This is a genomic window from Actinoplanes sp. OR16 (genome assembly GCF_004001265.1).
Taxonomy (GTDB): domain Bacteria; phylum Actinomycetota; class Actinomycetes; order Mycobacteriales; family Micromonosporaceae; genus Actinoplanes.
Window position 1 is genome coordinate 8,688,665 of the sequence record NZ_AP019371.1, and the last position, 21,693, is coordinate 8,710,357.

Below are 21,693 nucleotides of genomic sequence, written 5' to 3' on the forward strand. Positions count from 1 at the left end.
TGCCGGACGGTTGCCGTCCAAACCGGCCCTTCGGTGCCCGCAGCGGTTGACATGCCCGCCGGACTCCGCGAATGTCCTCGCATGCACGATGTCTGGCCGGCCCCGGGGATCCTCCTCGCCTCGCGGTACCGCCTCGTCACCTTGCTGGAGACGGGCGGCATGGCGCAGGTCTGGCGGGCCACCGACGAGCTGCTCGACCGGCCGGTCGCGGTCAAGCTCCCGGCCGGCGACACCCGCGCCGCCCACCTGGCGTGGCGGGAGGCCCGGCTCGCGGCCCGGCTCTCGCACCCCGGCATCGCCGCCGTGCACGACTACCGGGAAGCGGTCCGCCCGGACGGATCGGTCGCGCCGTTCGTGGTGATGGAGCTGCTCAACGGCGAGACCGTCGCGGCCCGCCTGGTCGACGGGCCGATGCCGTGGGGTGAGGCCGTCTCGATCGGCGCGGCCGTGGCCGAGGCCCTCGCCGCCGCGCACGCCGCCGGGGTGGTGCACCGCGACATCAAGCCGGGCAACGTGATGCTCTGCCCGGGCGGGGTGAAGCTGCTCGACTTCGGGATCAGCGCCACCGCCGGCGAGCCGGACGACGACGACACCGGCGCCACGTTCGGGACACCGGCGTACGCCGCGCCCGAACGCCTCGACGGCAAACCCGCCGAGCCCGCCACCGACCTGTACGGGCTGGGCGTCCTGCTCTTCGAGATGGTCTCCGGTGAGCCGCCCTACTCGGTGGACACCTGGGAGGAGCTGGCGGCGGCCCAGGCGTACGGCCCGGCCCAGCTCTCCGAGACGCTGCCGCAACGCCTGCGGGAGCTCATCGCCCGGTGCCTGGAGGAGGATCCGTACCGCCGGCCGTCGGCAGCCGAGGCGCGCCGTTCCCTGTCCCGGCTGATCCCGTCGACGGCGGCCCGCCGGACCATCCCGCTGCCCACGCCCCCGCCGACCGGCAGCGCCCGGGTCGTCCCGCGGCTGGCCGGCGACCCCTCGCTGAACCGCCGCCGGATCGCCCTCGGCATCGCCCTGGCCGTCGTGGCGGGCTCGTTCGTGGTGCTGGTCAACACGGTGAACGGGCCCGGCGACGACGCCCAGTTCGCGGCGCCGCCGAGCGCCTCCCCGGCGGTCAGCAGCCCGGCTGCCACCACCCCGGCGCCCGCGCCGCCGGCCACCGCCACCAGGACGGGCACGCCGAAGTCGACGCTGACCGTCGACACCGCGGTGAGCCGGGTACGAGACGCCGTGGAGAAGGGCGAGCAGAACGGCGAGATCCGGCCGGACGTCGCGCTCGACTTCCTGAACCTGCTCGGCCAGCTGGACGGCGGCGCCGAGGCGCAGGTCGACGACCAGGTCGACCTGCTCAGCCGCAAGGTCCGGCAGCGCCTCGGCGAAGGCGGCCTGACCGAGTCGCAGGCGGCGGTGCTCCAGGACCGGCTGACCGACCTGCGCGGAGCGGCTGCCTAGGCGCTGCCGCGCAGGATCAGACGGGTCGGCAGGATCGTCTCCCCGTCGACCGGGTCCTCGCCGTCCAGCTTGGTGAGCAGCAGCCGGACCATCTCCTGGCCCATCTGCTCGATCGGCTGGTAGACGCTGGTCAGCGGCGGGTCGGTGTGCCGGGCGATCACCGAGTCGTCGAAGCCGATCACGGCGACGTCCTGCGGCACCCGGCGGCCCGCCCGGCGCAGCACCCGCAGCGCGCCGGCCGCCATCATGTCCGAGGCGGCGAAGACCGCGTCGATCTGCGGGTGCTGCTGGAGCAGCCACTCCATCGCGGTGGCGCCGCTGAGCTCGCCGAAGTCGCCGCGCGCGGCCGGGCCGTCGCCGACCACGTCGCGGTATCCGTCGTACCGCGCGATGCCGACGCCCATGTCCAGCGGGCCGGTGATCGTGGCGATGCAGCGGCGGCCCTGCTCCCGCAGATAGTTGACCGCGGCCCGCGCGCCACCCCGGTTGTCGGCGTCGACGTAGCTCAGCGCGTCCGGGTGGATCGGCCGGCCGACCCGCACGGTCGGGACGCCGCGCTCCTCCAGGATGCCGGGCAGCGGGTCCTCGCCGTGCAGCGACAGCAGCAGCGCGCCGTCGACGTGCTGGCGGGTGAGGTACTGCTCGAGCTGGCGGCGCTCCTCGGGCGCCTGCGCGATCATGAGGACCATCTGCAGGTTGCGCGCGACCAGCACCGAGGAGATCGACTGCACGATCCGCCCGAAGAAGGGCTCGGCGAAGAACCGCTCGCCGGACTCGAAGATCACCAGGGCTATCGAATCGGTTCGCTGGGTGACGAGCGCCCGCGCCGCGCGGTTCGGCACGTAGCCGAGCGCGTCGATGGCCTCCTCGACCGCCTTCTTGGCTCGCGGGCTGACCTGCGCCGAGCCGTTGACGACACGGGAGACCGTGCCCCGGCCGACACCGGCCCGGGCCGCGACCTCCTCCAGCGTGGGTCGCCCTGTCGAGCGGCTCCGTTCGTCCCGCATCGCCGGCCGTCCTTTCCGCGTCGCCGGACGCGCCTTTTTCCGCGTCGCCGGACGCGTCTTTTCCGCGTCGCCACAGGCGACCGACACACGGTACACGTGCATATGTGTCACGAGGGTAGTCCGCTTGGCGAGATCCTTGCGTATCCTGTCCCGTCCGCCAGTTCCGCGCCGTGGCGGCCTACCGGCATTGTGGGGTGGTGACGCCAAACCCCCCGTCCTCGAAACGGACCGCCGGCCATCTCATCGCCGTGCTGGTCCTGCCCGGCGCCTCGCCGCTCGACGTCGGCATCACCTCGCAGGTCTTCTCGCAGCGGCCCGGCATCCCGGCCTACGACCTGGTCCACTGCTCGATCGCCGCCGGCCCGGTCCGCGGCCGGGACGGGCTCGGCTTCGTCGTCGAGGCCGGGCTGGAGGCGATCGCCGCCGCGGACACCGTCATCGTCCCCGGCTCCCGCAACCCGGCCCGTGCGCTCGACCAGCGGGTTCTCGACGCGCTGCGGGACGCCGCCTTCCGGGGTGCCCGGATGGTCTCGATCTGCGGCGGCGCGTTCGCGCTCGCCCAGGCCGGCATCCTCGACGGCCGGCGGGCCACCACGCACTGGCAGCTGGCGCCGGCACTGGCCCGCGAGTACCCGAAGGTGCAGGTCGACGGGGACGTCCTCTTCGTCGACGAGGGTCAGGTGCTGACGTCGGCCGGTGTCGCGGCCGGGATCGACCTCTGCCTGCACATCATCCGGCGCGACCACGGCGTACAGGCCTCGAACGCCGTGGCCCGGGTCATCGTGGCCGCGCCCTACCGCAGCGGCGGCCAGTCCCAGTTCATCCCCCGCACCGTCCCGGAACCGCTCGGCGACCTGTTCGCGGCGACCCGGGAGTGGGCGCTGAAGCACCTCGACGAGCCGCTCACCCTGGCCACGCTGGCCCGGCACGCCCGGGTCTCGGAGCGGACGTTCGGGCGGCGGTTCGTCGAGGACACCGGGTACACGCCGATGCAGTGGGTGCTGCGCGCCCGCGTCGATCTGGCCCGGGCGCTGCTGGAGACGACCGATCTCGGGGTGGACCAGGTGGCGGCGCGGGTCGGACTGGGGACCGGGGCGAACCTGCGGCTGCACTTCCAGCGGGTGCTGTCCACGACGCCGACCGACTACCGGCGGACGTTCCGCTGGCGGGATCCTGACGCTGCCTGACGCTCTGCCACCTTATTTCGGGATAAGAATCCCAGCATGCTCGACCCATGAGAATCGCGATCAACGGCTTCGGCCGCATCGGCCGCAACGTCCTCCGAGCCGCGCTCCACGACGGAGACATCCGGATCGTCGCCATCAACGATCTCACCGACGCGGCGACCCTCGCCCACCTGCTGCGTTACGACAGCACCCTCGGGCGCTTCCCCGCCGAGGTGACCGCCCACGACGACCACCTGATCGTCGGCGGTCACCGGATCGACGTCACCAGCGAACGCTCGCCCGGCGATCTCCGCTGGAAGGACGTCGACGTCGCCCTGGAGGCCACCGGCCGGTTCACCGCCGCCGCCGACGCCCGCGCCCACCTCGCGGCCGGCGCCCGCAAGGTCCTGGTCAGCGCGCCGTCGAAGGGTGCCGACATCACCATCGCGTACGGCCTCAACCACGGTGACTACGACCCGGCGGCGCACGACGTCGTCTCGAACGCCTCCTGCACGACGAACGGCCTCGCCCCGGTGGCGGCGGTCCTCGACGACCTCGCGGGGATCGAGACGGGCTCGATGACGACCATCCACGCGTACACGCAGGAGCAGAACCTCCAGGACGGCCCGCACCGGGACCTGCGGCGCGCCCGCGCCGCCGCCCTCAACATCGCGCCGACGACGACCGGAGCGGCCACCGCGATCGGCAGCGTCCTGCCGCGGCTGAACGGCCGGCTCACCGGCTACTCGGTGCGCGTGCCCGTCCCGGTCGGTTCCCTGGTGGAGCTGAACGCGCTGGTGGAACGCCCGGTGACGGTCGAGGAGATCAACAGCGCGTTCGAGGCGGCCGCCGCCGGACCGCTGCGCGGCATCCTGGAGTTCTCGTCGGATCCGCTGGTCTCCACCGACATCACCGGCAACCCCGCCTCCTCCATCTTCGACTCGCTGCTGACCTCGGCGCACGGTCGTCTGGTCAAGGCCGTGGCCTGGTACGACAACGAGTGGGGCTTCGCGAACCGCGTCGTGGACACGCTGCGTCTGCTGGGACGAAGTTAATCTCTAGACTGTCCCGATGGCGGTCACCTTGGCAGATGTGGCCCGGCTCGCCGGGGTCTCCCCCGCGACCGTCTCCCGCGTGATCAACGACAGTGCGAAGAAGGTCAACGAGGATCTCCGCGAGCGGGTCCTGGCCGCCGTCGCGCAGCTGCACTACGTGCCGAACGCGCACGCCCAGCACGTGGCCCGGCCTCGCTACGCGGCGGTCGGCGTGATCGTCCACGACGTGTCGGACCCGTACTTCGCCGAGATCACCCGGGGCCTCCAGCGCCAGGCCGCCGACCACGGCCGGCTGCTGGTGATCTGCAACAGCTACCGGGAGCCGGAGCGGGAGCTGGCGTACGTGGCGCTGCTCCGGGCCCAGCAGGTGCACGCGCTGATCCTGGCCGGCTCCGGCTACCACGACGACGCGTTCACCGATCGCCTGAACGCCGAGCTGTCGGCGTACCAGCACTCCGGCGGCCGGGTCGCGGTGATCGGCCGGCACCGGCTGGTCGGCTCGGCGGTGCTGCCGGCGAACGAGGCGGGGGCGTACGCGCTGGGTCTGCGCATCCTCGGTCAGGGGCACCGGCGGGTCGGTGTGATCGCCGGCCCGCGCACCCTGACCACGACGACCGACCGGCTCACCGGTTTCCGCCGCGCGTTCGCCGAGGCGGGCGTCGAACCCCGGGTGATGCACGCCGACTTCACCCGGGACGGCGGTGTCGAGGCGACCGCCGCCCTGCTCGACGCCGACCCCGCGCCGACCGTGATCGTGGCGCTGAACGACTCGATGGCGGTCGGCGCCCTCGCCACCCTGCGCGAGTGCGGTGTGCGGGTGCCCGACGACATCTCGGTCACCGGTTTCGACGACATGCCGATCGCCCGGGACGTGACGCCGGCGCTGACCACGGTCCGGCTGCCGCTGGTCGAGATGGGCGAGCGGGCGATGGCGCTGGCGCTCGGCGAGGACCAGGGTCCGCGGACCGAGCCGGCCGAGGCGACGATCGTCTGGCGGCTCAGCTGCGCGCCGCCTGCCTCACGTGTCTAGGTGCACCCTCTCGCCGTCGTGATCGAGGATGGCGATCACCTCGGCGGGGCCGCCCCGGGCGCCGAACGCGTGCGGGATCATCGTGGAGAACGCCGCCGCCTGCCCCGCCTCGACCAGGATCGTCCGCTCACCGAGCACCAGCTCGACGGTCCCGGAGAGCACCGTGAACCAGTCCCGCCCCGGATGCACCCGCAGCACGTCGCGTTCCGGCGGCCTGGTCACCCGGATCCGTGACACGGTCATCCCCTGCCGGCCCGGCTCGTGGTTGAGCACCCACGTGGTGATCCCCCGCTCCGGATGGTGATGCGGCTTGATCACCACCTCCTCGCCGGCCGTCTCGACGAGCGCGTCGAGGCTCGCCCCGAGCGCCCGCGCGATGGCGGTGAGCTGATCCAGCCCGATCCGCCGATGACCGGTCTCGATCCGGCTGAGGGTGGACGGGCTCAGATAGCACCGCGCCGCCAGCTCGTCCAGTGACCACCCCCGGGCGATCCGCAGTCCCCGGATCCGCGCCCGAACCAGAGCATCCACCTCAGCGTCTTGCGTCATACGCAAGATTGTATGCGCTTGCCGCAATCCCCTCGTATCGTCGACTCATGCATCACCACGAAGCCCACAGTCACGGCGACCAGACCCTGAAGAACGTTCTGGATCTGGACGCCGAGGTGGCCCGCCCTCAGATCGAAGCCCTGACCGCGCACCTGGCCGACCGTCTCCGCGACCACCCGGTCCGCACCGTCCTGGACATCGGCGCCGGCACCGGGACAGGCACGTTCGCCCTGCTCAGCCGTTTCCCGTCGGCGACCGTCACGGCCGTGGACACCGACGACGCGATGCTGGACCACCTGCTCGCCGTCGCCGCCCGCCACGACCTCGCCGACCGGATCACTCCCCTCCGGGCGGATCTCGACGAGGGCTGGCCGGACCTCCCGCGGGCCGACGTGATCTGGGCGTCCTCCTCGATGCACCACATGGCCGACCCGGACCGGGTGCTCCGCGACATCCGCGCGACTCTCGCTCCCGGCGGCCTGTTCGCGATGATCGAGATGGAGGACATGCCCCGCTTCCTCCCGCCCGGTTTCGCGGACGGCCTGGAGGACCGCTGCCTGGCCGCGGCGTCCGCGGCGAAGGCCGAGCACCTCCCCCACCTGGGCTCGGACTGGCCGGCCCGGCTCACCGCAGCCGGCTTCACCCAGCTGGAGGACCGCGCCCTGACCGTCGAGATCCCCGCACCCCTGCCCGGCAACGCGCTGCGCTACGCCTCGACGATCCTGGGCCGCTATCAGGCGACCCTTGCCGGGCGCCTGACTCCGGCCGACCGCGCCGCCCTGGACGACCTCCTCCGGCCCGGTTCCCTCACGGCCCGGCCGGACCTCACCCTCCGCAGCACCCGGGACGTCTGGATAGCGCGCTGATCAGCTGATCGGCACGCCCGCGCGCTCCTCCAGGATCGCCTTGATGCGGTCGGCCTGGAGGCGGCTCTTGATGCCGGTGATCGACTGCACGCGGTTGCGGGTGATCCGGCCGTTGGCGGCGAGGTACTCCTCGAGCTGGCCGCCGTACGCGCCCAGGATCTCCTCGTCGGTGGCGGAACGGGCGCTCTGCGGGCGCGGCAGCAGGTGCTGCCACGGCTGGTTGCTGCCCGAACCGGCCTGGCCGCTCAACGCGAGCAGGTAGTCGCCGATGAACGTGCGGATCGTCTCCTCGTCGAGACGCGGCGCGCTGGGGAGGAGGAGTTCGGTCAGCTCGTACGGGTCGGCCGGCACGCCCTGGCTGAGTTCCTCCTCCAGCGCGGTACGCAGTTCCTCCAGCGCGGCCTGCCACGCGCCGGAACCGGGCGCCGCCGTGGCCGGGGGCGGGAGGAAGTCGCGCCAGGGGTAGGCGACCTCGCCGTACTCGCCGTTCAGCTCACGGATGTAGTCGTTCACGAAGGCCTTCACGACGCCTTCGCCGAGTTCGGTGTTGCGGGCCGCCAGGTTGCGGGCCAGCTCGGTGATCCGGGGGTAGGTCATGTCGGGCAGGTCCTCGACGCTGATCTCCTCGGCCACCTGCTTGCTGAGCCGGTCCACGGCGAGACGCCACCACGGCGATCCGACGATGCTGACCGCCGGGCGGGCGCCGGTGCCGATCGCGGCCCACGCCGGGATGGCAGGAGCCGGTGAGACCGGAGCGGCGCCGTTCTCAGCGGCCACCGGAGCGATCGGTGCGGCCCCGTTGCCGTTGCCGTTCACCGCGGGTGGGATCGGGCCACGGTCGTAGCCGTACCCGGCAGGGCGGTCGTAGCCGTCGACGGGACCGGAGACAGCGGGCACGGTGGGACCACGAACGACCGTCGCGGCGACCGGAACCGTGGCCGGGCCCTCGGGAACATCCTCAGCGGCCCGGCGCGGAATCGGCACCCCCACCGACCCCCCGCGCTGAGCCGCGAGAGCCTCGGCCAGCGCCTCGGTCACGAGGTCGTCGGGGGCGTCGGCGACGACCGGCTGCACGAACTGGACCTGAGGAGCGGCCGGCGAGACCGGACCCGGAACCGGCCGTCCCGGACCGCCGGGCCCCTCCGGCAGGTCGTCCCGGCGCGAACCCGGGGCGGGCTGGGCGAGCAGCGCGGCGGCGTCCTCCTGAGGAACGACCGGAGCGGCGACCTGGAGACCGCCGGGAACCAGCAGGTCCATCACGCGCTGGATGCGGGCCAGTTGCTGGATGACATCGGCCACCACCGGCTCACCGGCGGTACGGGCGTCCTTGAGCAGCCGCGATTTCCACCACGCCCGGGGCCACCGGTTACCGCTGACCCGGTGGTAGTTGACGACCATCCGGCGTACCTGGCGCTCGGAGGCCATCCGGACCAGGTCGGGGTCGTCGTCCGGGATGAGCCAGCCCCAGCGCTCGGCCATCCGGCGCGGACTGTAGGCGAAGCGGCCACGGCGCACCCGCTGACCGGCGGCGGTGAGCGCGGCCCACCACATCAGGAAGATCACACAGGGGACGGCGAGGCGGAGGAGCTTCTCGGTGCCGGTGACCGCGTTGCTCGCGACGATGATGCCGGAGATCGCGGCGATCAGCGCGGCGATGTAGAGCATCGGACCGGGGTGACCCGGCGTGAGGATCTTCCCGTCCGGCCCGTAGACAGTGGTCCGCCGGTACTGCTCGGCGGCGAGCGACGTCGCGGTGAGGAAGCAGATCTCGAAGACCGCGAAGACCAGCACCGCGAAGATCTTCGGCAGTTTGAGCTGGTCGACCGCGATGACCCACATGCCCTCGGCGTTGAGCAGCAGCGCCAGGTTCATGCTGAACGCGAGCGCGACCGGGCGCAGCGGCTTCTGCGACTTCTTGGCCCAGATGAACAGCCCGATCAGGGCGATCACGCCGAGCAGACCACCGCCGAGCAGGACCACTGCGGCATAGTCCGCCCAGAAGTCCGCGATCAGGTCGTTGAGCTGCTTCACGCCGAGCCCCATTCTTCGAAGTCGTCGGGCTTTCTACCACGCGGGTGTTACGCGCGGCGGGAGACGCTACCCGACTGTGGGCTTCGCGCGCGATTCCACCGCCGAGTGGCGAGCGTCGGATGATCACCATACGGTCGGACGAAAGGAGGGATCGACCGGATGGGATGGACCCTCGTCGCTGCCGTCGTGGTTCTCGCCGCCCTGCTGGGTGGCTGGGCGATCAGCAAGGGACGGCAGCCGGGACCCGAGACGACCGACGAAGTGGACGAGGAACTGGTGGCCGACGCGGAGGCGATCCGGGCCGCGGCCGAGCGGGCGGTGGTGGCCGCCGACGAGGCACGGCATCGGGCGGAGCACGCCGAGCAGGCCAGTTCCGAAGCGGAGCAACGCTATCTGGCGGCGCAGTGGGAGGTGCGCTCCGAGCCGGGGAATCACCTGGTGCAGCGGGCGGCGCTGGACGCGTACCGGAGAGGTGATCTGAACGTCACGCAACTGAACACGATCTGGGAGCACGCCGGCACGTCCGGATTGGATCCGCGGGGTGTGGATCAAGCCCGGGAGGAGTACGACCGGGCGCTCGCCGAGACCGCTCAGGTCCGGCAGGAGGCGCACGTGGCCGAGGTGGCTGCCGAGGTCCTCGCCGAGGAGACCAGGATCGTGGAGCACGACGTACGCCAAGCCCGGGAAGCGTCGAAGCCGGGCCTGGACGGACTGCTGGACGCGGATTAGAGGACCCGCCGGGAAGCGTGCGACGCTGAACGCCTCCCGGCGGTCCGGGAAGTCCCGCCGGTGAGGGCGGCAGGACCTCAGCCCATGTGCGGATACTCGTGCGAGGTCGGCGGCACGAACGTCTCCTTGATGGTCCGCGGCGACGTCCAGCGCACCAGGTTGTGCCACGACCCGGCCTTGTCGTTGGTGCCCGAGGCCCGGCCGCCGCCGAACGGCTGCTGGCCGACGACGGCGCCGGTCGGCTTGTCGTTGTAGTACATGTTCCCGGCCGTGAACCGGAGGCGACGGCCGAGGTCCTCCAGCGCTCCCCGGTCCTGAGCGAAGATCGCCCCGGTCAGCGCGTACGGGCTGGCCGTGTCGACCAGCCCGACGACCTCGTCGAGGGAGTCGTAGACGTGCACCGCGAGGATCGGCCCGAAGTATTCGGTCGTGAACACCTCGTCCGAGGGATCGTCACACTCGATGACGGTCGGCCGTACGAAATAGCCGATGCTGTCGTCGCACGTGCCGCCGGCGAGAATCGTGCAGTGAGGTGCGGCCGCGGCGCGCGACAGCGCGGCGGCGTGCCGGGCGAAGGCACGGCTGTCGATCACCGCCCCGCCGAAGTGGGAGAAGTCCGAGACGTCGCCATAGGTCAGGGACTCGGTCGCTGCGACGAGCCCGTCCCGGACGCCACCCTCCCACAGCGACCGCGGGATGTAGGCCCGAGAGGCAGCCGAGCACTTCTGCCCCTGGAACTCGAAGGCGCCCCGGACCAGAGCCGTGACCAACGAGTCGACGTCAGCCGACGGATGCGCGAGCACGAAATCCTTGCCGCCGGTCTCACCCACCAAACGGGGATATGAGCGATATGTCGAGATATTCGCCCCCACGGTCGACCACAACTTCTGGAACGTCGGAGTGGAACCGGTGAAGTGGATCCCGGCGAGATCAGGATGCGTGAGCGCCACATCGGACACCGCCAGCCCATCCCCGGTCACCATGTTGATCACGCCGGCCGGCAGACCGGCGGCCTCGAACAACCGCATCGTGTAGTGCGCGGCAAGCTGCTGCGTGACGGACGGCTTCCAGATGACCGTGTTGCCCATCAGCGCCGGCGCGGAGGGCAGATTGCCCGCGATCGCCGTGAAGTTGAACGGCGTGATCGCGTAGACGAAGCCTTCGAGGGGCCGGTGGTCGACCCGGTTCCAGACGCCCGGCGACGAGATCGGCTGCTGCTCCAGGATCCCCCGCGCGAAGTGCACGTTGAACCGCAGGAAGTCGACCAGCTCGCAGGCCGCGTCGATCTCCGCCTGCTGCGCGGTCTTCGACTGGCCCAGCATGGTGGCGGCGTTGAGGGTGTCCCGCCACGGACCGGCGGCCAGGTCGGCGGCCTTGAGGAAGACCGCGGCCCGGGCCTCGAACGGCAGCTCACGCCAGGCCGGGGCGGCATCGATGGCGGCCGAGACGGCGGCGGAGGCGTCGGCGTGCGTGGCGTTGCGGGTCACGCCGAGCACCTGGGCGTGGTGGTGCGGCTGGACGACGTTCACGGAGGAGCCGCCCGCCATCCGGGACGTGCCTCCGATGGTGGAGGTCAGCTCGGCGGTCTCCCCGGCCAGCTCGGCGATCCTCTTCTGCAGGGTGAGGCGTTCCGCGGAACCGGGGGCATAGCCGCGCACCGGCTCGTTGATCGGGGTGGGCACGTTCATTGTTCCTTCTCCACATCGGTAGCCAGGGTGCCGAGATAGAGCTCGATCACCTTGGGGTCGTGCATGAGCTCTTCGCCGGTGCCGGTGTGGGCGTTGCGGCCCTGGTCCAGCACGTACGCGCGGTCGCAGATCTGCAGGCAGCGGCGGGCGTTCTGCTCCACCATGATCACTGCGACGCCGGACTTCTTGATGCGGTGCGCGTGCAGGAACACCTCGTCCTGACGCTGCGGCGAGAGACCCGCGGACGGTTCGTCGAGCAGCAGCACCGACGGGTTCGTCATGAGCGCCCGGGCCATCGCGAGGGTCTGCCGCTGGCCGCCGGAGAGCGAGCCGGCCTTCTGCTTGAGCCGCGCGGTGAGGTCCGGGAAGAGGTCGCAGACCGCGGCGAGGCGAGCCGTGAACTCCTTGGGACGCTGGAAGATCCCGATCTCCAGGTTCTCCCGGATGGTCAGGTCGGTGAAGACGTTGCTGCTCTGCGGCACGAAGCCGACGCCCCGGGCGACCAGCTTCTCGGCGCTGACGCCGGTGACGTCCTCACCGGCGATCAGCACCTGCCCGCCGCGGATCCTCACCATCCCGAAGATCGCCTTGAGCAGCGTCGACTTGCCGGCGCCGTTCGGGCCGAGGATGCCGACGAGCTCGCCGGAATCGGCGGTCAGGTCACACCCGTTGAGGATGTTGATGCCCGGCAGGTAGCCGCCGACCAGGCCCTTCACTTCGACGATCACGATTCCATCTCCCGGATCAGCTGACGCAGGTCGGTGTCGTGATGCGCGCCGAGATAGGCGTCGACGACGGCGGTCGACGACAGCACCTCGCCGGGCATCCCCTCGGCGATGATCCGGCCCTCGGCCATCACCACGACGTGGTCCGCGACGTACCGGACCATGTGCATGTCGTGCTCGACGAAGAGCACGGTCATGCCGTGGTCCTTCAGGCCCTTGATGTGCTCCAGCAGCGACTGGGTGAGCGCCGGGTTCACGCCGGCCATCGGCTCGTCGAGCATGACCATCGACGGCTCGTTCATGATCGCGCGGGCCATCTCCAGAAGCTTGCGCTGGCCGCCGGAGAGGCTCGCGGCGTAGTCCTGCGCCTTGGCCGCGAGCTTGAACCGCTCCAAGATCTCGAGCGCACGGGCCTGATCGGATTTCTCCCGTCTCCTCCAGAGAGAGGGCCGGAGTCGCTCGCCCTTCTGCTCCTTGGAGCCCAGCAGCATGTTCTCCAGGACGGTGAGCCGCCCGAGGACCTTGGTCAGCTGGAAGGTCCGGACCATTCCCAAGCGAGCGATCTTGTACGACGGAAGCCCCGCGACAGGAGTCCCGTCGAACGTCCACTCTCCCGTCTGCGGCTTGTCGAATCCGGTCAGCAGATTGAAGAAGGTGGTCTTCCCGGCGCCGTTCGGCCCGATCAGCGCGGTGATCTTGCCCCGCGGGATCTCGACGTGGTCGACGTCGACGGCGGTGACCCCGGCGAAGTGCCGGTGGACGCGGTCGGCGATCAGAATGGCGTCATCGCGCATCGAAGCTCAGCTCCGTCCGGTTTCCGAGGATGCCCTGCGGGCGGAACACCACGAGCAGCACCAGCGCCACACCGACCAGGAAGAAGCGCAGCTGGCTGCCCTGGGTGACGTTCTCGAAGAGCCCGTGCTCGACGCCGATGTTCACCAGCTCGTCGGTGAAGCGCATGACCACCCAGAAGATCATCGAGCCGAGGATCGGGCCGAAGACCGTGGCGGCGCCGCCGAGGATCAGCATCGTGTACATGTTGAAGGTCATCCGGGTGCCGAAGTCGAACGGCTGCACCGACGTCGGCTGCACGTAGAGGATGCCCGCGGCGGCACCGATCACCCCGCCGATCACCAGGGCCTGGAGTTTGTAGAGGTTGACGTTCTTACCGAGGCTGAGCATGGCGTGCTCGTCCTCGCGGATGCCCTTGAGCACCCGCCCCCACGGGCTGCCGACCAGCAGATAGATGGCGCCGGCGGTGAGTAGCACGACGATCCAGTCGACGGTGGCGATCCACAGGTCGTTGCTGCCGAAGGTCCACGGGCCGAGGGTCAGGACCCCCTCCGGGTACGGGTTGGAGTCCTTCAGCCATCCCGAGTACTCGTTGTAGAGGCCGTTGGCGCCGCCGGTCCACCGCGCGAACGCGCTCGAGTTCAGCGCGAACCGGATGATCTCGGCGGCCGCGATGGTCACGATCGCGAGGTAGTCGGCCCGGAGACGCAGGGTGGGGATGCCGAGCAGCAGCGCGTACCCGGCGGCCAGCACCAGCGTCACCGCGATCGCGAGCGGCGTGGAGAACCCGAAGGTCATCACCGAGATCGCGAAGCCGTACGCGCCGATCGCCACGAACCCGGCCTGGCCGAAATTGAGCAGGCCGGTGAAGCCGAAGTGGACGTTGAGACCGATGGCCGCCAGCGCGTACGCCGCCGTGGTCGGGGTGATGAGCTCGCGCAGCGAGTTCCAGATGATGTCCATGCCGACCCCTAACCGATCCGCTCACGGCGGCCGAAGATGCCCTGCGGCCGGACCAGCAGCACGATGACCAGCACCGCGAGGCCACCGACGTACTTCATGTCGGCGGGGATCCAGAGCACCAGCACCTCGGTGCAGACACCCACGATGATCGAGCCGGCGAGCGTGCCGAACGACGTGCCGAGACCGCCCAGGATCACCCCGGCGAACATCAGCAGCAGCAGGTTGAAGCCCATGTCGAAGGAGACCTGGTTGAAGACGCCGAGCAGCACGCCGGAGAGCGCCGCGAGCGCGCCGGCCAGGACCCAGACGATCCGGGTGACCTTGTCGACGCCGACACCGCTGGTCGCCGCGAGGGCCGCGTTGTTCGCGATGGCCCGGGTCGCAGTGCCGATCCGGCCGTACTTGAGCCAGAGCCCGACCGCGGTCAGCACCAGGATGCTGATCCCCATGCTCGCGTAACTGGTGGCCGGCATGACGACCGGCCCGATCGTCACCGTGCCCCAGCTCTCCTCGGTCATGCCGCGCGACGCGTTGCCGAAGAAGAACTGCATGAGGCTGCGGATCGCCATGCTGATGCCGATGCTGGCGATCATGAGGGTGATCAGCGAGACGCCCTTGCGGCGCAGCGGGCGCCACAGCGTGACGTCCTGCGCCCAGCCGAAGACGCCGCCGAGGATCGTCGCGAGGGCCGCGGCCACCAGCAGCGGCAGTCCGGCGACGTGCGCGAAGACGAAGCCCATCAGGCCGCCGAAGGTGACGCTCTCGCCGTGCGCGAAGTTGGTGAACCGCGAGGTGCCGAAGACCAGCGAGAGCCCGATCGCCGCGATGGCGATGAGCAGTCCCAGGTTGAAGCCGGAGACCGCGCGCTGGGCGAGCCGGTCGGTGAAGCTCGCGACCTGCTGGCTGCTCTCGGTCGTGGAGACGACGACGTTCAGCACGGGCAGCGTGGTCGGCGAGTCGACCAGTTCCTTCTCCACCTCGTACTCGTCGCCGGCGAAGTGGCCGCCGGCCGCCGTGGTGTCGATGGTCAGCGTGTAGGTGCCGGGTCCGGACACCGGGATGACTCCCCAGCGGCCCTTCTCGTCGGTGGTGTCGGTGCCGACGACCTGGTCGCCGTCCCGGATCTCCACCACGGCGCCGCTGACCGGCTGTTTCCCGCCGTCCCGCAGCAGGCCCCGGAAGCCCCACTCGCCGGCGGGCGCTGCCGAGGCGGGCGAGGGCAGCATGATCACGCACGCCAGTGCCAGCACCGCCAGAAGCCACCGGATGGCTTTGCTCGGTATCACTTGAGGGTTTTCCTTGTCGTCAGCGGTGGTCCCGGCACCATCGCCGGGACCACCGTCGGTCCTCATCTGGTTACGGGGCTACGGCGTACGAGCCCTTGTCGTCGTAGACGTAGAGCTGGTAGGCGGTCTCGGTGACGTCGTTGTTCGAGGCGAACTTCAGGCCACCGCTGAGGCCGTCGTAGTCGACCGCCTTGCCGGCGGCGAGCAGGTCGGCGCACTCCTTGAACGTCGTGCACTTGGTCGAGCCCTCGGCGCCGCCGGAGACCTCGGCCAGCTTCCCGGCGATCGCCTTGCCGTCGTTCGACTTCGCGGCGATCGCGGCGAGCGCGCTGACCACGACGGCGTCGTACGTGGAACCGGCGTACGCGAACGACGTGAGGTCCGGGTTCTTCGCCAGCAGCTTCTTCTCGAAGTCCGCCTCGACCGCCGGGTCCGGACCGGCCAGGAAGCCGCGCAGGCCCTTGAGCAGCGACGGCTTGATCGTGTACTTGCCGAGCGTCGAGTTCGACAGGTAGAGGTTCTTGTCGGTGAACCCGTGGGTGCCGACCAGCGACTCGATCATGCTGCCGGAGTAGGAGGCGTAGGAGAGCAGCACGACCGACTCGGGCTTGGCCGCGACGACCGCGTCGACCTGCGCGCTGTAGTCGGTGTCGGTGGTGTTGAACTGCTGCTGCGCCACGACCTCGACGCCGGCCGCCTCGAACGCCTCGACCATCGACTTCTGGAACGCCTGACCCCACGCGTCGTTCTGCGCGATGATCGCCGCGGACGCGTGCCCGTCCTGCACCACGAGGTCGGCCAGCTTGGCGGCTTCGAGAGCGTCGGTCGGCGCGGTGCGGAAGTAGAGCGGGTTGATGCCGGTGAGGCTCGACGAGGTGTTCGATCCGGAGATCTGGACCGCGCCGGACTCGGTGATCTTACCGACGATGGCCCCGGACATACCCGAGCCGTAGGCGCCGATCACCACGTTGGAACCCGAGGTGATCAGGCTGTCCACGGCCTGGACCGCGGTGTCGTTGTTGTCGGTGGAGTCGACCTGCTTGAGCTCGATGGCGCTGCCGTTCACGCCGCCGGCCGCGTTGATGTCCTCGGCCGCCACGTCGACCGCGCTGACCAGGGCTTCGCCGGCGCCGGCGTAGGCGGTGTGCGGCAGGATCGCGCCGACCTTCAGCGGTCCGCTCGCGGCGGCCGCGGTCGTTCCCGCCTCCTCGGGGGCCTCGCTGTTCGACGAGGAGCAGGCGGTGAGAGCGACCACCAGGCCGCCGGTGACGAGGGTGGTTATGAGTCCACGACTGACAGCAGTCACGTTGCACTCCTTAGCGGATACCGATCGGTGCACCAGAGTCTCGCCGATCTTGTATGCGGCACCGTATACAGAGCCGATTACAAAGAGGTAACGAAAGCCCGGAGGCCGAGGGCCTCCGGGCTCAGATGCTGGTCAGGCTGGGTTCAGGCGGCTTGCTTCAAGATCAGCTGGGTACGGCCGATGTGCGCGCGCACCAGGCTCTCCACGGCTACGCCGTCCCGCCGCGACAGGGCGTCGATCATCTGCCGGTGCTCGGCGTTGACCTGAGCGGCATCCTTCGCCGACATCAGCCAGGTGGCGCTCAGCGACCAGTGGCTGATGTTCGTCCGCTGCGCGAACTGCACCAGCAGCGGGTTGCCGCAGGCCGCCGTGACCAGGCCGTGGAACTGCCGGTTGAGCCGGTTCAGCTCCTTCGCCGTCGACCCCGGCCGGTCGATCGCGTCGGCGATCCGGGTCAGCTGCTTCAGATCCTCGGCGGTGATGTGCTCGGCGGCCAGGCGCGCAGCGGCGCTCTCCACGGCGGCCCGGGCCTCGACGATCTGCAGCGCCTCCTGCGGCGAATGATCGCGGACGACCCAGCCGCGGACCCGGGCGACCAGGCCTTCCTGCGCCAGCCGGAGCAGGGCCTCACGGACCGGGGTGCGGCTCACCTCCAGCGACGCCGCCAGCTCCTCCTCGACGAGCCGCCGGTTCGGGGCGATGTCGCCGTCCAGGATCGCGTCACGCAACTGCTGGTACGCCTTGTCCGCAGCGAACTGGACCCCGTCGACCGGGGCGGGCTGCAGGCTCTTCGGGAGTACCACGGCACGGTCCTTAAGTCATGTCCTCGGCGGTGTGCACCGAAGTGTAGGTGGCTGATCAAGGTTGATGGATAGTGCGACCGCTCACAGAACGCACGACAGCCCGGTCACCAGGGTGACCGGGCTGTTCACGAAACGTCAGTTCACTCGTTCAGGGTGCAGGGCGAGAGACCCTCGGCGTTCAGGTTCGGCTTGGCGGCGTTGCGGCCGATCGCCGTCTCGATCCGGTTGATCGCGGAGAACCGCTTGCCCTGCAGCGGGCCGAGGATCGCGTTCTGGATGAAGTTGGCGCCACCCTGACCCTGCGTGCTGACGATCCGGGCGTTCGCCTCGTTGATCTGGGTCTGCAGCAGCTCCAGGTTGCGGGCCACCTCGGCGGCGGCCTGCGCCGGGATCGCCACGCCGATGTTCACGGCCGGGCAGTTCACGGTGGGCACGCCCGCCGCGGCGTTACCGCCGTTGTCGCCGCCCGCGTTGCCGGGGCCGGCGGTGGCGACGGCGGTCGGCTGGGCCGCGGAGTTGCCGCCGTTCTGGTTCAGGCTGCACGGCGAGAGGCCCTCGGCGTTCAGGTTCGGCTTGGCGGCGTTGCGGCCGATCGCCGTCTCGATCCGGTTGATCGTCGCGAACCGCTTGTCCTCCAGCGGGCCGAGGATCGCGTTCTGGATGAAGTTGGCGCCACCCTGACCCTGCGTGCTGACGATCCGGGCGTTCGCCTCCTGGATCTGCGTGTTCAGCAGTGCGAGGTTCCGCTCCACTTCGGCCTTCGCCTGCGCCGGGACGGCCACGCCGATGTTCACGGCCGGGCAGTTCACGGTGGGCACGCCCGCCGCGGCGTTACCGCCGTTGTCCCCGCCCGTGTTGCCGCCGCCCGTGTTGCCGCCGCCCGCGTTGTCGCCGGCCGCGGCGGTGGGAACGGCCGTCGGCTGCGCCGCGGAGGCGCCTCCGTTCGCGTTCAGGCCGCACGTGGACAGGCCTTCGGCGTTCAGGTTCGGCTTCGCGGCGGTACGCCCGATCGCCGTCTCCATCCGGTTGATCGTCGCGAACCGCTTGTCCTTCAGCGGGCCGAGGATCGCGTTCTGGATGAAGTTGGCGCCACCCTGACCCTGCGTGCTGACGATCCGGGCGTTCGCCTCCTGGATCTGCGTGTTCAGCAGCTGAAGATTCCGCGTGATCTCCGCCTGCGCCGAAGCCGGCACCGCCACGTTGATCTTCACGCCCGGGCAGTTCACCGTCGGCACCGCGCCGTCGGCCGCAGCCGCCACGCCGAGTCCGACTCCGACCATGGCCACCGCGACAACCGCCACGCCGGCCACCTTCCACTGCCGAGCGTTCGTTCCGCCGTTGCTCCGGTAGCGCCTCATCTTCGTGCCTTCCTGTCGAACCGCCGTCTCGATCGGTCCATACGGGAACGCTCCCAAGAGGGATCGAAATAAAGAGAAACTTAAGGTTCTGACCCCTGCGCTCTTAAGAAACCTTGACCGTTTCCGATCACCCTCCACCCCCATGACCAGCACCAACGCCTCCACTGCCGCATCCTCTGCATCTCCACCACCGAATCCCACCGCGTCCCCGGCCCTGAAGCCCCAGCCCTCTGGCCCTGAAGCCCCCAGCCCTCCTCAAGAACAGCGCCCAGCGCACACCAAACCAACCCGCGCGTGCGTTCACCGCCCTCGAACAGCGGCCAGCGCACACAAAGGCATCCGGCGTGTGCGCTGACCGCCCTCGAACAGCCACGCGTGCGCTCACCGCCTCAGAATCGCGGCGTGTGCGGTGGCCGCCCTCAGGACGGCGGTGAGCGCACACGCGACCGGTGCGTGTGCGCTGACCGCCCCGAAACCGCAGCCCGTGCACCCACCCCCCCGGACACGGCGGCCAGCGCACACAAAGACACACGGCGCATGCACTGACCGCCCTCGAACAGCCACGCGTGCACTCACCGCCTCAGAATCGCGGCGCGTGCGGTGGCCGCCCTCAGGACGGCGGTGAGCGCACACGCGACCGGTGCGTGTGCGCTGACCGCCCCGAAACCGCAGCCCGTGCACCCACCCCCCCGGACACGGCGGCCAGCGCACACAAAGACACACGGCGCGTGCACTGACCGCCCTCGAACAGCCACGCGTGCGCTCACCGCCTCAGAATCGCGGCGTGTGCGGTGGCCGCCCTCAGGACGGCGGTGAGCGCACACGCGACCGGTGCGTGTGCGCTGACCGCCCTCGAACAGCCACGCGTGCGCTCACCGCCTCAGAATCGCCGCGCGTGCGGCAACCGCCCCGGGAACGGCCGCCAACGCACACGCAACCAGATGCGTGTGCGCTGACCGCCCCGAAACCACAGCACCTGCGCCCACCCCCGGGCACGGCGGCCAGCGCACACAAAGACACACGGCGCATGCGCTGACCGCCCTCGAACAGCCACGCGTGCGCTCACCGCCTCAGAATCGCGGCGTGTGCGGTGGCCGCCCTCAGGACGGCGGTGAGCGCACACGCGACCGGTGCGTGTGCGCTCACATCGTGTGGTGCGGTGGTGGATTCGTCAGATGCGGCCGGCTCCGGCGCCGGCGTTCACCGTTGCGGGGACCGCGGCGGACGGGGTGGGCGGCGCCGCTCGCAGGGTGGGGGTCCAGCCCGCGTCGGTGCCGAGATCCGGGTCGTGGGTCGCGTTGTACTCCGCGAGGAGGCTGACCGGGCGGATCGGGCCGGTGCCGACCCTGGTCAGCGTGCCGATCTCGGTCATCGCGGTGCCGCCCCAGTCGTAGACGAAGTCGTCCAGGCTGATGTCGGCGCTGCGGAGCAGGAAGTTGTTCTCCGCGTAGATGGCCGAGTAGACCCCGACACCCCAGGAGTACGAATAATCGTCCTCATCGGTCAGGTAATAGTAATTGTTGTAGACGTCCACCTGACCGAATCGCACGCGTGGCACCCGCTGGCCCACATTGGCGAACTTGTTGTGGTGAATCGTGACGCGCAGTTTTCCGGCGTCGGCGCCGACCGTGTTCGTGGAGCCGATCAGCATCGTCTTGTCGTGTTCCTGGAAAGTGTTCCAGGAGACCGTGACGTAGTCGGACGCGCGGATCACGTCGAGGGCGCCGTCGTGCACCTGATAGGGCCGCCCGAAGTAGAGCGGCTGCGTCGCGTCGACGTTGTCGCCGTCGCTCAGCGTGTTGTGATCGGCCCAGACGTGGGTGGCGCCGGTGAGGGTGATCAGGTCGTAGGCCGAGTTCCAGTTGCCGGCCGAGCCGTCGGTCGGGTCCCAGGCCGGGAAACAGTCGGCGGCGTCCTCCAGGCGCAGGTTGCGGATGATGACATTGTCGACGTTCTGGACCAGCAGGTTGGCGCCGACCAGCCGGGCGTTCGGCAGGCCGTAGATCGTGGTGTTCGGGCCGACCCTCAGCTGGATCCGGGCGGCCTGGTTGCGGGCGGACCGTACCCGGGCTTCTTCGAGCGGGCCGGTCGGGCGGGTGGCGGTGCCCCAGACGGCCGGGTCGTAGGCAGCCAGGTAGGCGTCCAGCGAGTAAGCCGGGTCGGCGTAGTCGGCGCAGGTCAGCGCGTTGCCGGCGTCGTCGGTGTTGGCGCGGATCGTGCCCGAGATCAGCACGATCCGGGGTGTCGGGTCGGTGCCGCCGGCCAGGGCCGCGGCGAGTTCGGCCCGGGTACGGACGACGAAGACGTGCGCGTCGTCGGCCGCCGCGCCGCCGGTGGTTCCGCTGGTGGCAGCGGCCCATCCGTCGTTCGCGGGTAGCACCGCCCGAGCCCCGGCGGGGACGGCGGCGGCGGCGGAAGCGGAGGCGGCGGCGGAAGAGGCGAGGACGGCGGCGGCGGAAGAGGCGGGGACGGCGGCGGCGGTGGCGGCGAGGATCAGGCCGAGAGTCGCGGAGAGAACTATCCGGGAGCGCATCGTGGCCTACTCGACCGGTTCCAGGTGCATCCAGGTGAAGACCAGCGGGTCGGGGCCCCGGCTGATCAGGTGGTGGTCCTCGCCCGGCTCGAACACGATCGCCTCGCCGGCCTCGAACTCGTCCACCTCGGCGCCCTCGATCTCGATGGCGCCGCTGCCCTGGATGATGACGAAGACCTCGGGCACGGAATGCACGTGCCGGCCCGGTTCGTCGTGGGTGCGGAACTGCGGCTGGGCGTAGACCCGGAATCCGCCGCGCTGCACGACGTGCCCGGGGAGAACGCTGGTGAACGTGGGACCGCGATGGTGGTCCTGCAATTCCTTCACGGCTAATTTGCGCACGATCTTCCT

At 70.4% G+C, this 21,693-nt stretch carries 19 protein-coding genes; 6 read left to right on the forward strand and 13 right to left on the reverse strand.

The genetic code is table 11. The features are described 5' to 3' along the window. Positions 1–81: 81 nt before the first annotated feature. Positions 82–1,455, forward strand: a complete 1,374-nt coding sequence (locus EP757_RS39995; RefSeq protein WP_127553527.1) for a serine/threonine-protein kinase — start codon at positions 82–84, stop codon at positions 1,453–1,455. On the opposite strand, the gene EP757_RS40000 is transcribed toward EP757_RS39995, so the two are convergent. Continuing rightward, positions 1,452–2,462: a LacI family DNA-binding transcriptional regulator gene (locus EP757_RS40000; protein WP_127553528.1), complete on the reverse strand. Its 1,011-nt coding sequence runs from the start codon at positions 2,460–2,462 to the stop codon at positions 1,452–1,454. The two genes, EP757_RS39995 and EP757_RS40000, sit on opposite strands and share 4 nt — an antisense overlap. Before the next feature lie 197 nt (positions 2,463–2,659). On the opposite strand from EP757_RS40000, the gene EP757_RS40005 reads away from it, so the two are divergent. Genes EP757_RS40005 through EP757_RS40015 form a run of 3 tightly spaced genes read left to right on the forward strand, consistent with a single transcriptional unit; the run spans position 2,660 to position 5,713 of the window. Next, on the forward strand, positions 2,660–3,649 hold the full coding sequence (locus tag EP757_RS40005) for a GlxA family transcriptional regulator (protein ID WP_127553529.1): 990 nt from the start codon (positions 2,660–2,662) through the stop codon (positions 3,647–3,649). 47 nt (positions 3,650–3,696) lie between these two features. After that, on the forward strand, positions 3,697–4,683 hold the full coding sequence (gene gap, locus EP757_RS40010) for a type I glyceraldehyde-3-phosphate dehydrogenase (protein WP_127553530.1): 987 nt from the start codon (positions 3,697–3,699) through the stop codon (positions 4,681–4,683). 16 nt (positions 4,684–4,699) lie between these two features. After that, positions 4,700–5,713, forward strand: a complete 1,014-nt coding sequence (locus EP757_RS40015) for a LacI family DNA-binding transcriptional regulator (protein ID WP_127553531.1) — start codon at positions 4,700–4,702, stop codon at positions 5,711–5,713. Here EP757_RS40015 and EP757_RS40020 read toward each other — a convergent pair. Continuing rightward, on the reverse strand, positions 5,702–6,262 hold the full coding sequence (locus tag EP757_RS40020; RefSeq protein WP_127553532.1) for a helix-turn-helix domain-containing protein: 561 nt from the start codon (positions 6,260–6,262) through the stop codon (positions 5,702–5,704). The genes EP757_RS40015 and EP757_RS40020 overlap by 12 nt on opposite strands. 47 nt (positions 6,263–6,309) lie before the next feature. Here EP757_RS40020 and EP757_RS40025 point away from each other — a divergent pair, with 47 nt between their 5' ends. Then, positions 6,310–7,128: a class I SAM-dependent methyltransferase gene (locus EP757_RS40025; RefSeq protein ID WP_127553533.1), complete on the forward strand. Its 819-nt coding sequence runs from the start codon at positions 6,310–6,312 to the stop codon at positions 7,126–7,128. Here EP757_RS40025 and EP757_RS40030 read toward each other — a convergent pair whose 3' ends face one another. Beyond that, on the reverse strand, positions 7,129–9,159 hold the full coding sequence (locus EP757_RS40030) for an MFS transporter (RefSeq protein WP_127553534.1): 2,031 nt from the start codon (positions 9,157–9,159) through the stop codon (positions 7,129–7,131). It abuts the gene before it with no gap. A gap of 159 nt (positions 9,160–9,318) precedes the next feature. Here EP757_RS40030 and EP757_RS40035 point away from each other — a divergent pair, with 159 nt between their 5' ends. Next, on the forward strand, positions 9,319–9,888 hold the full coding sequence (locus tag EP757_RS40035; protein WP_127553535.1) for a hypothetical protein: 570 nt from the start codon (positions 9,319–9,321) through the stop codon (positions 9,886–9,888). A 77-nt stretch (positions 9,889–9,965) separates the two neighbouring features. Here EP757_RS40035 and pruA read toward each other — a convergent pair whose 3' ends face one another. From pruA to EP757_RS40085, 10 genes are all read right to left on the reverse strand, one after another. After that, a complete protein-coding gene (pruA, locus tag EP757_RS40040) occupies positions 9,966–11,576 on the reverse strand; it encodes an L-glutamate gamma-semialdehyde dehydrogenase (protein ID WP_127553536.1) in 1,611 nt (536 codons plus the stop codon). Then, complete coding sequence (locus tag EP757_RS40045; protein WP_232050252.1) at positions 11,573–12,304, reverse strand: ABC transporter ATP-binding protein; 732 nt, start codon at positions 12,302–12,304, stop codon at positions 11,573–11,575. The genes pruA and EP757_RS40045 overlap by 4 nt, the downstream gene beginning before the upstream one ends. Next, on the reverse strand, positions 12,301–13,095 hold the full coding sequence (locus EP757_RS40050) for an ABC transporter ATP-binding protein (RefSeq protein WP_127553537.1): 795 nt from the start codon (positions 13,093–13,095) through the stop codon (positions 12,301–12,303). The genes EP757_RS40045 and EP757_RS40050 overlap by 4 nt, the downstream gene beginning before the upstream one ends. Next, positions 13,085–14,056: a branched-chain amino acid ABC transporter permease gene (locus tag EP757_RS40055; protein ID WP_127553538.1), complete on the reverse strand. Its 972-nt coding sequence runs from the start codon at positions 14,054–14,056 to the stop codon at positions 13,085–13,087. The genes EP757_RS40050 and EP757_RS40055 overlap by 11 nt, the downstream gene beginning before the upstream one ends. An 8-nt stretch (positions 14,057–14,064) precedes the next feature. Further along, positions 14,065–15,342, reverse strand: a complete 1,278-nt coding sequence (locus EP757_RS40060; RefSeq protein ID WP_160166018.1) for a branched-chain amino acid ABC transporter permease — start codon at positions 15,340–15,342, stop codon at positions 14,065–14,067. Between the two features lie 70 nt (positions 15,343–15,412). After that, on the reverse strand, positions 15,413–16,648 hold the full coding sequence (locus EP757_RS40065; RefSeq protein WP_160166019.1) for an ABC transporter substrate-binding protein: 1,236 nt from the start codon (positions 16,646–16,648) through the stop codon (positions 15,413–15,415). Between the two features lie 143 nt (positions 16,649–16,791). Beyond that, entirely contained in the window at positions 16,792–17,451 is a 660-nt protein-coding gene (locus EP757_RS40070; RefSeq protein WP_127553541.1) for a GntR family transcriptional regulator, read from the reverse strand. Positions 17,452–17,591: 140 nt separating this feature from the next. Further along, the gene (locus EP757_RS40075; protein WP_232050253.1) at positions 17,592–18,752 is read right to left on the reverse strand and encodes a hypothetical protein; all 1,161 of its coding nucleotides are present in this window, start codon (positions 18,750–18,752) and stop codon (positions 17,592–17,594) included. 1,228 nt (positions 18,753–19,980) lie between these two features. Beyond that, positions 19,981–21,342 (reverse strand): polysaccharide lyase family 1 protein, encoded by a 1,362-nt coding sequence (locus tag EP757_RS40080; protein ID WP_127553543.1) that lies wholly within the window; start codon positions 21,340–21,342, stop codon positions 19,981–19,983. A 6-nt stretch (positions 21,343–21,348) separates the two neighbouring features. After that, positions 21,349–21,684 (reverse strand): cupin domain-containing protein, encoded by a 336-nt coding sequence (locus EP757_RS40085; protein WP_232050254.1) that lies wholly within the window; start codon positions 21,682–21,684, stop codon positions 21,349–21,351. Positions 21,685–21,693: the final 9 nt, after the last annotated feature.

Excerpts from the sequence above, each read along its gene's own strand:
- EP757_RS39995 (WP_127553527.1), top strand. The coding sequence starts at position 82 with ATGCACGATGTCTGGCCGGCCCCGGGGATCCTCCTCGCCTCGCGGTAC.
- EP757_RS40050 (WP_127553537.1), bottom strand. The coding sequence starts at position 13,095 with ATGCGCGATGACGCCATTCTGATCGCCGACCGCGTCCACCGGCACTTC.
- gap (WP_127553530.1), top strand. The coding sequence starts at position 3,697 with ATGAGAATCGCGATCAACGGCTTCGGCCGCATCGGCCGCAACGTCCTC.
- EP757_RS40035 (WP_127553535.1), top strand. The coding sequence starts at position 9,319 with ATGGGATGGACCCTCGTCGCTGCCGTCGTGGTTCTCGCCGCCCTGCTG.
- EP757_RS40055 (WP_127553538.1), bottom strand. The coding sequence starts at position 14,056 with ATGGACATCATCTGGAACTCGCTGCGCGAGCTCATCACCCCGACCACG.
- pruA (WP_127553536.1), bottom strand. The coding sequence starts at position 11,576 with ATGAACGTGCCCACCCCGATCAACGAGCCGGTGCGCGGCTATGCCCCC.
- EP757_RS40020 (WP_127553532.1), bottom strand. The coding sequence starts at position 6,262 with ATGACGCAAGACGCTGAGGTGGATGCTCTGGTTCGGGCGCGGATCCGG.
- EP757_RS40025 (WP_127553533.1), top strand. The coding sequence starts at position 6,310 with ATGCATCACCACGAAGCCCACAGTCACGGCGACCAGACCCTGAAGAAC.
- EP757_RS40000 (WP_127553528.1), bottom strand. The coding sequence starts at position 2,462 with ATGCGGGACGAACGGAGCCGCTCGACAGGGCGACCCACGCTGGAGGAG.
- EP757_RS40080 (WP_127553543.1), bottom strand. The coding sequence starts at position 21,342 with ATGCGCTCCCGGATAGTTCTCTCCGCGACTCTCGGCCTGATCCTCGCC.
- EP757_RS40015 (WP_127553531.1), top strand. The coding sequence starts at position 4,700 with ATGGCGGTCACCTTGGCAGATGTGGCCCGGCTCGCCGGGGTCTCCCCC.